Here is a 12,369-nt window from a genome sequence, read left to right on the forward strand (position 1 = left end):
GGCTGGGGAACGTGGTGGACGAACCGGCCGCCGATGCGCTCGCAGAGCCGGGCGTACGTCTGGGTGTGGAGGATGAGCGCATGCCGTCCTTCGTCGACGACCCTGGACGGGGCCAGGCCGGGGCCGGTGAGATCGTCGGTCGCGGCCGTAGTGGGTGGTGCATGAGGCCCGCCCCGGCCGCCGTCCGTAGCAGGGCTCAGGCGGCGGGGGCGGGTGCATGAGGGGTTACTCCTCGGACTCGTCCGGGGGAGCCGCAGGGGTGAGGTCGTCGGCGGTGATCGGCTCGCCGTGCCACAGCAGCGTCATGCCGTGCTCCGGGCAGCGCGCCGTGGTCTCGTCCTCGTACGGGAAGGGGTGACCGTTTCCTTCCCGGCTCGGGCACCGCGTCATGACGGCGTCCCCTGGTTGCCCACCAGGATCCGGAGCGCGCCGAAGGGCGCGTATGTCGCCTCGCCGCGCGCGTCGCAGTACCGGGCCCGCCAGGAGAGGGCGTGATCGCCCATGTCGAGCAGCAGTGCCACGGAGAGCGCTTCGGAGACCTGGCCTGGCTGGACGGGCCGCGACCAGAACAGCGCGCTGCTGGGCGTAGTGCGACTGGGGTGCGGCAGGATCAGATGCTCGTCGGGTGGGACGAACGTGCCGAGCCCGTCAGGGTCGCAGCGCTTGTACCACTTCGGACCCGTCGGCCGGGTGAGGGCCAGGTACCAGCCGGCGGCCGGAGCGGCTGCCACCGGGCCCTCAAGGAAGCGGGTGAGTCTCTCGGCGACGGAGGGCGGATCAGTGCTGCGTACGGCCGCGTGCACCAGGGGGGCGGGCATCCGGACGGCCTCGTACTCGATGCCCATGCCGGGCCAGACGTGCCGGCCGGTCGGCCAGTTCCGGGTCTGCGCGCGGGCGGCGTCCCCGTGGCCCAGCAGCCAGGCGGCGGAGTCGGCAGCAGAGGCAGGCGTGCTGAGGAGGGTGGTCACGACGTCCTCACCTGCCAGGTCCGGCGAGCCTCCCACGCCGCCATCAGCCGCGTACCGACCGGGCACAGGGCCCCGGCCTGGCACTCGGGGCAGCAGGCCAGGCCGTGCTTCATGAGCGCGGTGAAAGCGAAGTAGCTGGGCGACTGCTCCAGTACGACCTCGGACAACCGGACCATCACCTGCCCTCCTTCCCGGAGAGGGCGGAGACGCCGGCCTCGATCATCGAGGCGACGGCCGCCGGCTCGCAGAGCCGGCCAGGGGCGGCCATCGCGACGGTCCAGTACATGCCGGGCGGGCCGAGCTGGTCAGTGTCAGGTACGGCCAGCCAGCCCCGGCCGCGGTAGTTCCCGGCACGGGCCGACCAGGCGGAAGCGCCGCCGGTGGGGACGAGCGGGTACGTCCACTTCTCACCGTCCTGGATCACCGGCCCGCCGAGCATCTGCGGCAAGGTCCGGCCGATCGCGTCCCGGTTGTCCGTGCCGAGGGCCGCGCGTACGACCGAGAACGGGATGCGGACCGCGTCGAAGCGGACGCCGAGCGGCAGCATCGCCACCCCGCGCTCCGCCCACTCCCGGTGTGCGGCGTCCGGATCGGCGTGCGCGCGGGCCAGCCAGTCGGCGACACGAACCGAGTGGGTACTTCTTTGCACGTCCTGCGTACGCCCTCTGGTCATGGGGTGATGATGGGCGCGCACGGTGACGGGTTAATAGGCCATCACGTGGCCACGCGCGGCCACATGGCGGCCACGGCCGGGAGCACCCCGAATGAAGCAGCAGACTGAACCCATGGGTCGCAACGACGCGTTGAGGGCTGCCCGGCTTAGGCGGGGCTGGCGCACCATCGAAAGTGCCGCTGCTGCGCTCCAAGCGCACGGACAACATCTGCTCGATGACCCGCACTTCACGGTGTCAGCCCGCACTTGGAGGCGCTGGGAAGGCGGTCGCCCGGGCTGGCCGGCGGAGGAAACCGCGTTCGTGATTCACGACGCGCTCGGCCGCTGGCCGGAGGATCTCGGATTCACCCCACCGCCGGGGTGGATCCGCCCTGAGCACCACGAAGAGGAACAGGTGGACCGTCGCGCGTTCGTCTCCGTCACAGCCGCAGCGCTCGTCGCGGGACCGACCGCATCACAACACGTGGATCCTGCTCTGATCGGCTACTTCCAGGAACAACTGGAGGGGCACTACCGCGCTGACATGTTCCTCGGCCCCCACGACCTGATCGGCACGGTGTCTGCGCAGTACCAGCTCATCGACAAGCTGATCCGTAGCGCCCGCGGGGAGACGCGGCACGGGCTTCTCCGAGTCGGTGCCGCGTACGCGGCGCTGGTCGGATGGCTCTATCAGGACGCCGGGGACATGGACGGAGCCGCGTTCTGGCGAGGTGTCACCCAGGAGATGGCGATGCGGTCCAGGGACCCGCACCTGATCGGGTACTTCCTGGTGAACCAGGCACAGGTCCGTACCGACTTGGGCGACGGTCACGCGGTGGTCGACCTCTGCGAAGCCGCACTGGATGGCGGTCTTCTGCTGCCGAAGGTACGGATCATGGCGATGCAGCAGCAAGCGCACGGGGCCAGCCTGACCGGTGACCGTACGGCTGTTGACCGGCTCATTGACCAGGCTGACAGCCTTCTCTCCCAGGTGGACGACGACCTCCCGTGGGGCAACGCGTGCCGCCGCACCCCCGGCTACCTCGAAGTGCAGCGAGCCACCTGCTACGGACGGCTCGGCCTCGGGCAGGAGGCCGGTGCGCTCTGGACGCAGGTGCTGGGCATCGTGCCGGAGACAGCGCGCCGTGATCGCGGGGTCTACATGGCGCGGCACGCCATCGCAGCCGCCCATGCGCGTGACCCCGACCAGGCAGTCGAGATCGCCCGCCACGTCGCCCGGGTCGCCGTAGAGACGCGATCTGCCAGGATGGCCCGCGAATTGAGAGGGCTGGAACGGGTAATGCGCCCATGGCAGGATGCCCCGATCGGCCAGGAACTCGGTGAAGTCCTGGCCCCCGTTGCCAGGAGAGGATGACGTGTCACAGGGATTGGTGCCGCTGACTGACCAGGAGATCGCGGAGCGCTTGGAGGCGCTGTCGGGGTGGGAGCAAATCGACCGGTACATCACTCGCCGGTACGAGATCCGCTATCACGCGGCCGTGGCCGCGATCGTCACGATCGCCGACCGGTCCCGGCGTGTCCAACACCATGCGGACCTTGATTTACGCATGGACAGCCTTACCGCCCGGATCACCACCCACGACGCCGGATTCGTCCTCACAGCGGCGGACTTCGACCTGGCGCACCGCATCGACGCCATCGTCGCAGCCCACCAGGCGCTCCCGCTGGACTGACCGCAGACACACGGAAGACCCCTCCCGCCTGGAGGACAGGAGGGGTGTTTCACGGGTTCCGTCGGTAGAAGAAGGGCACGATCCCCGAGTACCGGCCCTTCGGTGTGTGCGCGGTCGCGCCCCCGCGTTACGAGGACCTGCGCACCGCCGCCGCCTTGCGGGCCGCGGCCAGCTCCGCGCTTTCGCGGCGGCCCCGGGAGGGGGCCGGGGAGCGGCGGGCGCGGGGGGCGCGGGTGCGGGTGTCGGGGGCGGTGGGGGACTTCGGGGCGCGGACCGGGACGCCCGAGGGGGCCTGGGCGCCGGTGATGCGGGTCAGCTCGGCGTCGCCGGAGCGGACCTGCGCGGTCTCGGGGCGGATGCCCGCCTCGCGCATGAGGCGGGAGAAGTCGCGGCGCTGGTTCGGGGTGACCAGGGTGACCACCCGGCCGGACTCGCCCGCGCGGGCGGTGCGGCCGCCGCGGTGCAGGTAGTCCTTGGGGTCGGTCGGCGGGTCGACGTTGACGACGAGGTCGAGGTTGTCGACGTGGATGCCGCGGGCGGCGACGTTCGTGGCGACGAGGACGTTGATCCCGCCGTTCTTGAAGCGCTCCAGGGTGCGCGTGCGCAGCGGCTGCGACTTGCCGCCGTGCAGGGCGGCCGCGCGGACGCCGGCGGCCAGGAGGTCGGTGGTGAGGCGGTCGACCGCGTGCTTGGTGTCCAGGAACATCAGGACGCGTCCGTCGCGGGCCGCGATCTCGATGGTGGTGGCGTGCTTGTCCGCGCCGTGCACTTCGAGGACGTGGTGCTCCATGGTGGTGACCGCGCCCGCGGAGGGGTCCACGGAGTGGACGACCGGGTCGGTCAGGAAGGTGCGCACCAGTTTGTCGACATTGCGGTCGAGGGTGGCGGAGAAGAGCATCGTCTGCCCGTCCTCGCGCACCTGCTGGAGCAGTTCGGTGACGTCGGGCATGAAGCCCATGTCGCCCATCTGGTCGGCCTCGTCCAGGACCGTGATCCTGACCTGGTCGAGACGGCAGTCGCGGCGCTCGATGAGGTCCTTGAGGCGGCCCGGCGTGGCGACCACGACGTCCGCGCCCCGGCGCAGGGCGGAGGACTGGCGGCCGATGGACATGCCGCCGACAACGGTGGCGATGCTCAGCCGCAGCGCCTTCGCGTACGGGTCCAGGGCGTCCGTGACCTGCTGCGCGAGTTCACGCGTCGGTACGAGGACGAGCGCGAGGGGCAACTTGGGCTGGGCCCGGCGGCCGTACGCGGCCGTACGGGTGAGCAGCGCCAGGCCGAAGGCCAGCGTCTTGCCGGAACCGGTGCGACCGCGCCCGAGCACGTCGCGGCCCGCGAGGGAGTTGGGCAGGGTGGCGGCCTGGATGGGGAAGGGGGTGGTGACGTTCTCGGCGACCAGGGCGGCCTGGACGGGGGCCGGGAGGTCCAGTTCGGTGAAGGCGGTCACCGGGGGAAGGCCCGGGGTGACCGTCACCGGCAGGGCGAATTCGCCCTTCAGCGGGACCGGGCGGCGGGAGCGTCCGCCGTTGCCGCCCGCGCGGGAGGTGTTCGCACGGCCGGCGCCCGCACCCGTCCTCGGGCGGTCGGCGCCGCGGTTTCCGTTGCCGGAACCGCTGCCGGATTTCTTGCCGGCACTGGTGTCCCGGTTTCCGCCGAAGCGGGCGTAGTTCGTACTCACGAGGGAGTCCTCTCGATACCGGCACGTATCGAGGAAATCCCGGCGCACCGCGGGAAGCGGGCCGCATTTCAAGAACGAGCCGAATGTCAAATGTCAATGGAAAGCAAAAAGTCGGTCCGGAAGGTTTGAACAACGTCCGGGCCGGTTTTGTTCCCGGGTCCGCGCGGCAGTCGCCGCGGCCCGGCGCAAAAACGGGCTGGGACCCACACCCCAGGGTGCGAGTCCCAGCCGCGCTTGTCACCGCTGATCAGGCACGGAGCCGATGATCAGAGATCACTGATCGAAGATCGGTGATCAATTAGGCGGGGACGATGTTCTCCGCCTGCGGGCCCTTCTGGCCCTGCGTGACGTCGAAGTTCACCTTCTGGCCTTCCTGGAGCTCACGGAAGCCGGAGGTGGCGATGTTCGAGTAGTGGGCGAAGACGTCGGCGCCGCCGCCGTCCTGCTCAATGAAGCCGAAGCCCTTTTCCGAGTTGAACCACTTCACGGTGCCAGTAGCCATGTCATTCTCCTTCGGGGTGAAACCCGGGGAACACACACTGTGCATGTTCCACGTCGCGCGATGATGACCCCGTCCGGGAGAACTGCACCGGAAATACAAAAGAAAAGTGCGCCCAACGAAACCGAATGTGACGATTCCGAGGAGAGCACTTGTAAGTCTTTTCGGGAACCACAACTGCAACTGCTAATCACCGTAGCATGCCGCGAGCATTTCGGCACGGCGAGTATTCGTGTCGCTCGGCCGGGGCGGGGATGCCTCGGCGGGGCGGACGGATCGTGGTGCGGGTGGGAATGTACCCGGAGGGCGGCGGGGTAATCGTCGGCGGTGCGGTTCGCCGTCCCCTTGGGCGACGGGGCCCCCGGGGGCGGGCGGGCAAGGGGCAGCCCCTTCCGCTTCCGGACCCGCCCGGGTACCGCGCCCTGCGTGAGCGCCTGTGCCGGACGTGCGACTTCGCCGAGGCCGTGGGCTCAGCCCCGGCACCGGGCAGGCCGCCCCGCCCGGCTCGGGCAGGGCGGCCCCGGACCCTTCCCCAAGCTCTCCACTTCGTTCGAGCAGGGGAGACCCCATCCTTTCCCTGAAGCGCTCGCCGCGCGGCCAGGCGCACGGTTCCGTGCAGATCCGTCGTGGCTGGGCGCGCAGTTCCCCGCGCCCCCCCTCAGGGGCGCGTCGTGGTTGCTCGCGCAGTTCCCCGCGCCCCTGAGGGGGCGGGAGGTCAGCCCAGGCGTTTCAGTTTGGCGGTGAAGCCCGGTTCGGCCAGGGGGGACTGGAGGGCGACCGGGGCCGACTGCTTGCCCGGGCCCGTGCCGACCGTGATCTCGCCGACCACGTCCCCCTTCTTCCCCGCGTGCGGCACCGCCTTGCCCGCCTGCGCCCCCAGCGCCAGCTCCACCTTCAGGCCCGGCCAGCCGACCGCCTTCAGGTCCTTCGTCGCCACCACCGGCGTCTGTCCGCCGAGCCCGTCGTCCACGTACCCGACGACCGTGCCCTTCTTGACCACCTGCGCCGAGGTCGCCACCTGCTGCGCCTTCTGGATCAGCTTCAGGCTCTGGTCGATCGCCCGCTGGAGCTTCTTGCCGAGCTGGTCGCCGGTCTGCTGGTTCATCACCGCGCCGATGATGCGGTGCGTCTCGCCGTCGACGACCGTGTTCGCCGTGAACAGCAGGTTGCCGCCCGCCGGCGTCGTGGAACCCGTCTTGATGCCGTTGACGCCCGGCTGCAGCAGGATGTTGTTGTTGTTGTAGATCCGGCCGGGCAGGCCGGGGATGTCGACCTGCGGCATGTCCACGATCTCGCGGAACACGCCGTTCTTCATCAGGGCCCGGCCCAGCTTGATCTGGTCGAGCGGGGTGCTGACCGTGCCCTTGTCGAAGCCGCTGGAGTCGGTGTACTTGGAGTTGGTCATGCCGAGGTCCTTGGCCGCGGCGTTCATCTTCTCCAGGAACTTGTCCTCGGAGCCCGCGTCCCAGCGCCCCAGCAGCCGCGCCACGTTGTTGCCCGACGGGATCATCAGCATCATCAGCATCTGCCGCTGGGTGTACTGCTGGCCCTTCTTGATCTGTGCCGTCGACTCGTCGCCCTTGCCCGCGTCGTCCTCGCCCTGCTGGTCCACCTCGATCTTCGGGCCGTTCTCCTTGCCCTTGAGCGGGTGGTCCTTGAGGATCACGTACGCCGTCATGGCCTTCGCCATGCTCGCGATCGGCGCGGGCTTCTGCGGGCCCTCCGTGCCCATGCTGCCGACGCCCTCGATCTCGATCGCCGACTGGCCCTCGCCGGGCCACGGCATCTCCGTCGTACCTCCGCCGAACGTGTAAGTCGGCTTGGCGCTCAGCGTCAGCTTCGGGTCCGGCAGCGGTCGCACGAGCTGCACCAGCGCGAAGATCAGCAGCAGCAGGAGGATCAGCGGCGTCCAGATCTTGAAACGTCGCACGGTCGTGCGCACCGGGGTCTCCGGCGGCGCGGGCTTGTTCGTCAGCTCGGCCAGCAGGTCCAGCGGCGGCTTCGGCGGCAGCGGCTGCTGCCGGGTCCGCTCGGTCTCCGGCTGTCCGGGGCCGGCCTGCGGCGGCAGGGGCCGCGACGGCTCGGCGGCCGCGCCCGGCGTGCGCGGCGGCCGCGGGGTCCGCACGTCGTCGGGCTTCAGCGGTACGAACGTGCTGGTCTGCTCGGCGTCCGACTCGGGCTTGGGCAGCGGGGACGACTTGGCCGCCCCCGCCCCCCGGGGCTTGATCTGCTCGTCGGAGGGCAGCTTGAGCATGGCGGTGGGCTGATCGACCCGGGGCGCGTCCGGCCGCCTGGTCGTGAACACGGCCGTCGCCTGGTCGACGCCCTCGCCCTTGGTCCCGGCCTTGTCCTCGGACCCGGCCTTGCCCTTGCCTTCGTCCTTGCCCTTGGTCTTGCCTTCGTCCTTGGCCTTGTCCGCGCTGCCGTCCGTCGCGTCGCGGTCGTCGTCGCCGTCCTCGGCGGGGGCCGGGGACTTCTTCGCCGGTACGGCAGCGGGGGCGGCCTTGCCAACCGGCGCGGCCGGGGTCTTCTCGTGCTCGACCTCGGGCTCGGGCTCGACCTCGGGCTCGGCCTCGGCCTCCGTGTCCGCGTCCGTCGTCGCGGCCGGTACGGGCTTCTTCGCAGCCGGTACGGGAGCGGGGACAGCCTTCCCGTCCCCGGCCGACGGGGACCCGTCCTCGTCCTCCTCCGGTGCCCCGGAGGATTCCGGTTCCGGGGCGGTCTTCGTCTTCGGTACGTCCTTGCCGGTGGTCTCGGCCGCCGTGTCACCGGCCGGTGACACAGCTTCCGCCTCCGGGTCGTCGGCCGGGTCGTCCGAGGTCGCCACCCAGGCCGCCACGGCCTCACGCAGCCGGGAGTCGCCCGTCTCCGGGGCGTCCACGGGCTCGGGCTTCTTCGTCGCGGCGGGTGCGTCGTCGGCGTCGGCGGGCTCGTCCGCCGGGGACTCAGATCGGGATTCCGCTTCCGGCTCCGGCTCCGGCTCCGGCTCCGACCCAGATTCCGGTTCCGATTCCGGGTCCGGGTCTTCCGTCGGCTCGGGCTTCGGTGCTTCCGTGCCCCTCGGGCGGGTGCGGAACGTCGCCGTCGGCTGGTCCGCGCCCTCGTCCGTGTCCGGGCCCTGGTCCTTCGAGGAGGCGCCGGAAGCACCACGCGGTGCGGCCGGGTCCTCGCGGAAGACCGCGAGCCTCGGATCACGCTCATCGCTGCCAGCCGTCTCCCCCGACGACTTCCGCTGCTCCGACTTGCCGGGGGACTCGCCCGCCACCGATGCCTCCTCAACGCCAACAACAGTCGTGGCGGGATCTCCCCGCCCGTCCGATCCTGGGACCAGTGTCCCGCTACGGGACCCGCACCCACGTGCTAGACGAGAACGACATACCTACTGGTTCCCGTACGAAGCACCCAGGCACTCTCGACAGATGAATGTGAGAGGGGTCACCCTGTCATTCATCCACGCGGGGAGGCATGGATGGGCAGGAGCCGCAGAACAATTCCGGAGGAGCTTCTGCTGCTCGCTCTGGACCCGGCAACGGGTACCACAGCGCAGCCGCAGTCGCTCGACCTCGGCCTGGCCGGGGCACAGCTAGTGGAGCTGGCTCTGGCAGGACGGATAGCCCCTGACGGGGATCGTATCGCCGTGGTGATGCCACGGCCGACCGGAGATCCGACACTGGACTCCGCGCTGGAACTGCTGCGCCGACGCGGCAGCCCGGTTCGGGCAGTGAACTGGATCGGCGGGCCCCGGCTGGGGCTGCGCCAGATCTATCTCGCGCACCTGGAGCGGTGCGGCATGGTGCATGCCGTATCGGGTCAGATGTGCGGGGTCTTGCCGACGACTCGCTACCAGGCGACCGACACGGCAATCAGCCGGGACATCCGTGCCCGGCTGGACAGTGCGATCCGCACCGGCGTACCGCCGGACCCGCGGACCGCGGCGCTCGCCGCGCTGGCCCATGCGGTCGGACTCGGCAAGCACCTGTATCCCGGCAACGAGGGCCGGTCGTCGAGGTCCCGTCTGCGGGATCTCATTCGGCACGACCCCATGGGCGGACTCGTGGCGCACGCCGTGATGGACGTCCAGAACGGGGTGGCCGCCGCGCCACGCCGTGCAGCACCCGGCACGTCCTCCGGCCAGGGCTCCCCTGGCGGCGGCGGGGCCGGCGCACGTCCGTCGGCGGCCGTGTCCGCGCAGCCGCACCGCGGCAGCATGGCCAGGGCCGCAGCTCACTGACGTACGGCAGCTCGCTGGCGTACGACAGCACGACGTACGAACGCACCACCCGAACGACAGCGAGCCGCAGCGCACGCGCGGGGCAGTGGACCGGCCGCCCGGACGAGGACCGGGCCACTGCCCCGCGCGTGCGTTTCCCGCAGGCGCGTTCCCGGGAGAGCCGGGAAACACCGGGAACCGGTACGGATGTGTGCCCGGCGCACCACCCTGTGTCGCCGTTTCCCGGCGCGGGCAGCCGAGTTGGTGGCAGGCTGCAAGGACCGATCAGAGCATCCGCAGCACGCAGCCGGAGGTGCAGTCCCGTGGCGTCCCCCAACATCAACCCGACCGTCAGGCGACGTCGACTGGGCCAGGAGCTGCGCAGGCTCCGCGAGACGAAGGGCCTGACCGCGGAAGGCGTGGCCGAGCGGCTGCTGGTCTCCCAGTCGAAGATCAGCCGCCTGGAGAACGGCCGCCGCAGCATCAGCCCGCGCGACGTGAGGGACCTGTGCGGGGTGTACGAGGTGGAGGACCCCAGGGTCGTCGAGTCGCTGATGCAGATGGCCAAGGACTCGCGGCAGCAGGGCTGGTGGCACGCCTTCGGCGACATCCCGTACAGCGTCTACATCGGCCTGGAGACGGACGCCGAGAGCCTGCGCGTGTACGAGCCGCAGGTCGTCCCGGGCCTGCTCCAGACCACGGAGTACGCGGAGGCGGTGATCTCCGGCGCGCTGCCCGAGAGCACGCCGGAGGAGTGGAAGAAGCGGGTCGGCGTCCGGCTGCGCCGCAAGGAGCGCATCACGGCGGCGGCGGTGCCGCTGCGGCTGTGGGCGGTGATCGACGAGTCGGCGCTGTGCCGGGTGGTCGGCGACCGGCACCTGATGCTGGCGCAGTTGGAGCACCTCCAGGAGCTCTCCAAGCTGCCTCATGTGACCATCCAGGTCCTGCCGTTCTCGGCGGGCGCGCACACGGGGCTCAGCGGCCACTACGCGATCCTGGAGTTCCCGGAGACGACCGACTCCAGCGTGGTCTACATCGAGGGCGTCACCAGCGACCTGTACCTGGAGAAGACGGGTGACGTGCAGAAGTACACCGTGATGTACGAGCACCTGCGGGCGAAGGCGATGAGCGCGGAGGACTCGCTGGAGTACATCGACGACATCGCGAAGAGGCTCTACGCGGACTAGCGGAGGCGTCGCGCGGGCCGGCCCGGGGACCGGCGAGGACCGCCGCGCGGGCCGGCGGCGCCCTCGGAACCCCTGGTGGTTCCAGGAGCCCCAGCAGGCCCCCGGACCCCGGCAACCGCGCACCGTACACCTTCACCATGTTCGAGTGGAAGACCCGCCGGTATATGCCATCCGGTCGAGTGAACGGCCCCTGTGGGCACCGGAGTTCCGGCGTAGCGTCGATCACGTCAAGCGAAACCGCTGGCAGCCCACGGCGAACGCCTTCGGTGGACGCTCGCGGCGATCGACGAACGACTGGTGGAGGCTGAAGGAACATGGCGATTCTCAAGGGCGCTACGGCCGAGTGGACGAAGTCCTCGTACTCCGGTGGGAACGGCGCGTGCGTGGAGGTCAAGTCCCCCGCGGTGCAGGCGATCGACGTACGGGACTCGAAGGCGCCGGACGGTCCCTCGATCTCCTTCGCGCCGGGTACGTGGACGTCGTTCGTCACCGAGGTCGGCCAGGGAAGCCTCGGTAACCGCTGACACCGCTGCACGGCCTTCGCCGTACAGCGTCCGAGCCCTCTCGACCGGCCCGCCGTCCTGGCCGAGGGGGCTCTCCGGCTTTCCGGGGCCGGCCGGCCCCGCTATCTGAGCCGGTCGACGTAGCGGTCCGTCCCCACCACCGTCGGGATGAACGGCGCGACCAGCTCGACCCGCCCGAGCCCCGTCCCGGCGACCGCCTCCCCGAGTCCGCCGAAGCGCTCCTGCCACTGCTCGCGGGGGTCCTCCTCCAGGAACCAGAGCAGGGTCAGCCGGGTGTCGACGCCCTCCACCTGCTTGACGTACGTCATCCGGTCGCCCGGCAGCGGTGTCGGCCGGAAGACGGTGACCATGGCCGCCGGCGAACCGGCGAGCCGCTCGGGCAGGTGCGCGGTGCGCAGCCATTCGGCCAGCTCCGCGCGCTGCGACGGGCTCTGACTGTCCAGCACCTCCAGTACGAGCCCCTGGTAGGGGTGGTCCAGGGCGTGGAAGTCGCGCGGTCCGGCCGCCCCGTCCCGGTAGACGGTCGCCACGTGGTCCTGGAACGCCGTGAAGACGTGGGTGCGGGCCTGGTGGACGCGCCCGTCGCGGTTCAGGCGCTTGTTGATGGCGACGGTCCACTTCATGTGCTCGTCGTAACGGCCTTCGGTGATCCAGTAGGTGGACAGGTAGCACCCGGCGGTGACGGGGTCCGCGACCGCGGACTCGGCCGGGTGGCGCAGGAGTTGCAGGTCGCGGGTGGCGACCCAGCGGCGTCCCGCGTACATCCAGGGCATGGCCATGGCGCCGGCCATGTAGTGGTCGTCCTCGTACCAGCGGTTGTACGCGTACTCCTGCCCCGGGTGCGGTTCGACCAGGGTGATCAGGGCGTGCCCGGGGCGCACCCCGTACGGCCCGACGGCCGCCAGCTCCGCGTACGTCCCGCTGTGCGTCTCCTCGCTCATTCCCGCCCCTTCCAAG

The 12,369-nt window shown here is 70.7% G+C and carries 13 protein-coding genes; 5 read left to right on the forward strand and 8 right to left on the reverse strand.

The window, feature by feature from the left end; translation table 11 throughout:
• Nucleotides 1–225: 225 nt before the first annotated feature.
• From ACIP93_RS01020 to ACIP93_RS01035, 4 genes are read right to left on the reverse strand one after another with little or no spacing between them, the layout of a single operon-like run.
• Nucleotides 226–390, reverse strand: a complete 165-nt coding sequence (locus ACIP93_RS01020; protein WP_401754282.1) for a hypothetical protein — start codon at nt 388–390, stop codon at nt 226–228.
• Entirely contained in the window at nt 387–968 is a 582-nt protein-coding gene (locus ACIP93_RS01025; RefSeq protein WP_401754284.1) for a hypothetical protein, read from the reverse strand. The genes ACIP93_RS01020 and ACIP93_RS01025 overlap by 4 nt, the downstream gene beginning before the upstream one ends.
• Nucleotides 965–1,144 (reverse strand): hypothetical protein, encoded by a 180-nt coding sequence (locus tag ACIP93_RS01030; protein WP_401754287.1) that lies wholly within the window; start codon nt 1,142–1,144, stop codon nt 965–967. Before ACIP93_RS01030 ends, ACIP93_RS01025 begins: the two co-directional genes overlap by 4 nt.
• Nucleotides 1,144–1,641 (reverse strand): hypothetical protein, encoded by a 498-nt coding sequence (locus tag ACIP93_RS01035; protein WP_401754290.1) that lies wholly within the window; start codon nt 1,639–1,641, stop codon nt 1,144–1,146. Before ACIP93_RS01035 ends, ACIP93_RS01030 begins: the two co-directional genes overlap by 1 nt.
• Nucleotides 1,642–1,732: 91 nt before the next feature.
• Here ACIP93_RS01035 and ACIP93_RS01040 point away from each other — a divergent pair, with 91 nt between their 5' ends.
• Entirely contained in the window at nt 1,733–2,995 is a 1,263-nt protein-coding gene (locus ACIP93_RS01040) for a Twin-arginine translocation pathway signal (RefSeq protein WP_401754293.1), read from the forward strand.
• A 1-nt stretch (nt 2,996) separates the two neighbouring features.
• On the forward strand, nt 2,997–3,314 hold the full coding sequence (locus ACIP93_RS01045; RefSeq protein WP_345221921.1) for a 4a-hydroxytetrahydrobiopterin dehydratase: 318 nt from the start codon (nt 2,997–2,999) through the stop codon (nt 3,312–3,314).
• Nucleotides 3,315–3,441: 127 nt separating this feature from the next.
• On the opposite strand, the gene ACIP93_RS01050 is transcribed toward ACIP93_RS01045, so the two are convergent.
• The 3 genes from ACIP93_RS01050 to ACIP93_RS01060 all read right to left on the reverse strand — a co-directional run bounded on the left by ACIP93_RS01050 (nt 3,442) and on the right by ACIP93_RS01060 (nt 8,756).
• Complete coding sequence (locus ACIP93_RS01050; RefSeq protein WP_401754296.1) at nt 3,442–4,992, reverse strand: DEAD/DEAH box helicase; 1,551 nt, start codon at nt 4,990–4,992, stop codon at nt 3,442–3,444.
• A gap of 298 nt (nt 4,993–5,290) precedes the next feature.
• Complete coding sequence (locus ACIP93_RS01055; protein WP_189825182.1) at nt 5,291–5,494, reverse strand: cold-shock protein; 204 nt, start codon at nt 5,492–5,494, stop codon at nt 5,291–5,293.
• A 712-nt stretch (nt 5,495–6,206) separates the two neighbouring features.
• Nucleotides 6,207–8,756, reverse strand: coding sequence for a D-alanyl-D-alanine carboxypeptidase (locus ACIP93_RS01060; protein ID WP_401754299.1), 2,550 nt, complete (start codon nt 8,754–8,756; stop codon nt 6,207–6,209).
• 204 nt (nt 8,757–8,960) lie between these two features.
• On the opposite strand from ACIP93_RS01060, the gene ACIP93_RS01065 reads away from it, so the two are divergent.
• The 3 genes from ACIP93_RS01065 (at nt 8,961) to ACIP93_RS01075 (ending at nt 11,412) form a co-directional block, all read left to right on the forward strand.
• Nucleotides 8,961–9,722, forward strand: coding sequence for a GPP34 family phosphoprotein (locus ACIP93_RS01065; RefSeq protein ID WP_345221907.1), 762 nt, complete (start codon nt 8,961–8,963; stop codon nt 9,720–9,722).
• 302 nt (nt 9,723–10,024) lie between these two features.
• Nucleotides 10,025–10,888 (forward strand): helix-turn-helix transcriptional regulator, encoded by an 864-nt coding sequence (locus ACIP93_RS01070; RefSeq protein ID WP_345221904.1) that lies wholly within the window; start codon nt 10,025–10,027, stop codon nt 10,886–10,888.
• Nucleotides 10,889–11,202: 314 nt separating this feature from the next.
• Entirely contained in the window at nt 11,203–11,412 is a 210-nt protein-coding gene (locus tag ACIP93_RS01075; protein ID WP_401754303.1) for a DUF397 domain-containing protein, read from the forward strand.
• 101 nt (nt 11,413–11,513) lie between these two features.
• Here the strand turns inward: ACIP93_RS01075 and ACIP93_RS01080 are convergent, their stop codons facing one another.
• Nucleotides 11,514–12,353: a hypothetical protein gene (locus tag ACIP93_RS01080; RefSeq protein ID WP_401754306.1), complete on the reverse strand. Its 840-nt coding sequence runs from the start codon at nt 12,351–12,353 to the stop codon at nt 11,514–11,516.
• Nucleotides 12,354–12,369 lie beyond the last annotated feature (16 nt).

It is taken from the genome of Streptomyces sp. NPDC088745, from assembly GCF_044751045.1.
GTDB lineage: Bacteria > Actinomycetota > Actinomycetes > Streptomycetales > Streptomycetaceae > Streptomyces > Streptomyces cremeus.

Coding starts and splice junctions, on each gene's coding strand:
- ACIP93_RS01020 (WP_401754282.1), bottom strand. CDS start 390: ATGACGCGGTGCCCGAGCCGGGAAGGAAACGGTCACCCCTTCCCGTAC.
- ACIP93_RS01030 (WP_401754287.1), bottom strand. CDS start 1,144: ATGGTCCGGTTGTCCGAGGTCGTACTGGAGCAGTCGCCCAGCTACTTC.
- ACIP93_RS01035 (WP_401754290.1), bottom strand. CDS start 1,641: ATGACCAGAGGGCGTACGCAGGACGTGCAAAGAAGTACCCACTCGGTT.
- ACIP93_RS01040 (WP_401754293.1), top strand. CDS start 1,733: ATGAAGCAGCAGACTGAACCCATGGGTCGCAACGACGCGTTGAGGGCT.
- ACIP93_RS01055 (WP_189825182.1), bottom strand. CDS start 5,494: ATGGCTACTGGCACCGTGAAGTGGTTCAACTCGGAAAAGGGCTTCGGC.
- ACIP93_RS01065 (WP_345221907.1), top strand. CDS start 8,961: ATGGGCAGGAGCCGCAGAACAATTCCGGAGGAGCTTCTGCTGCTCGCT.
- ACIP93_RS01075 (WP_401754303.1), top strand. CDS start 11,203: ATGGCGATTCTCAAGGGCGCTACGGCCGAGTGGACGAAGTCCTCGTAC.
- ACIP93_RS01080 (WP_401754306.1), bottom strand. CDS start 12,353: ATGAGCGAGGAGACGCACAGCGGGACGTACGCGGAGCTGGCGGCCGTC.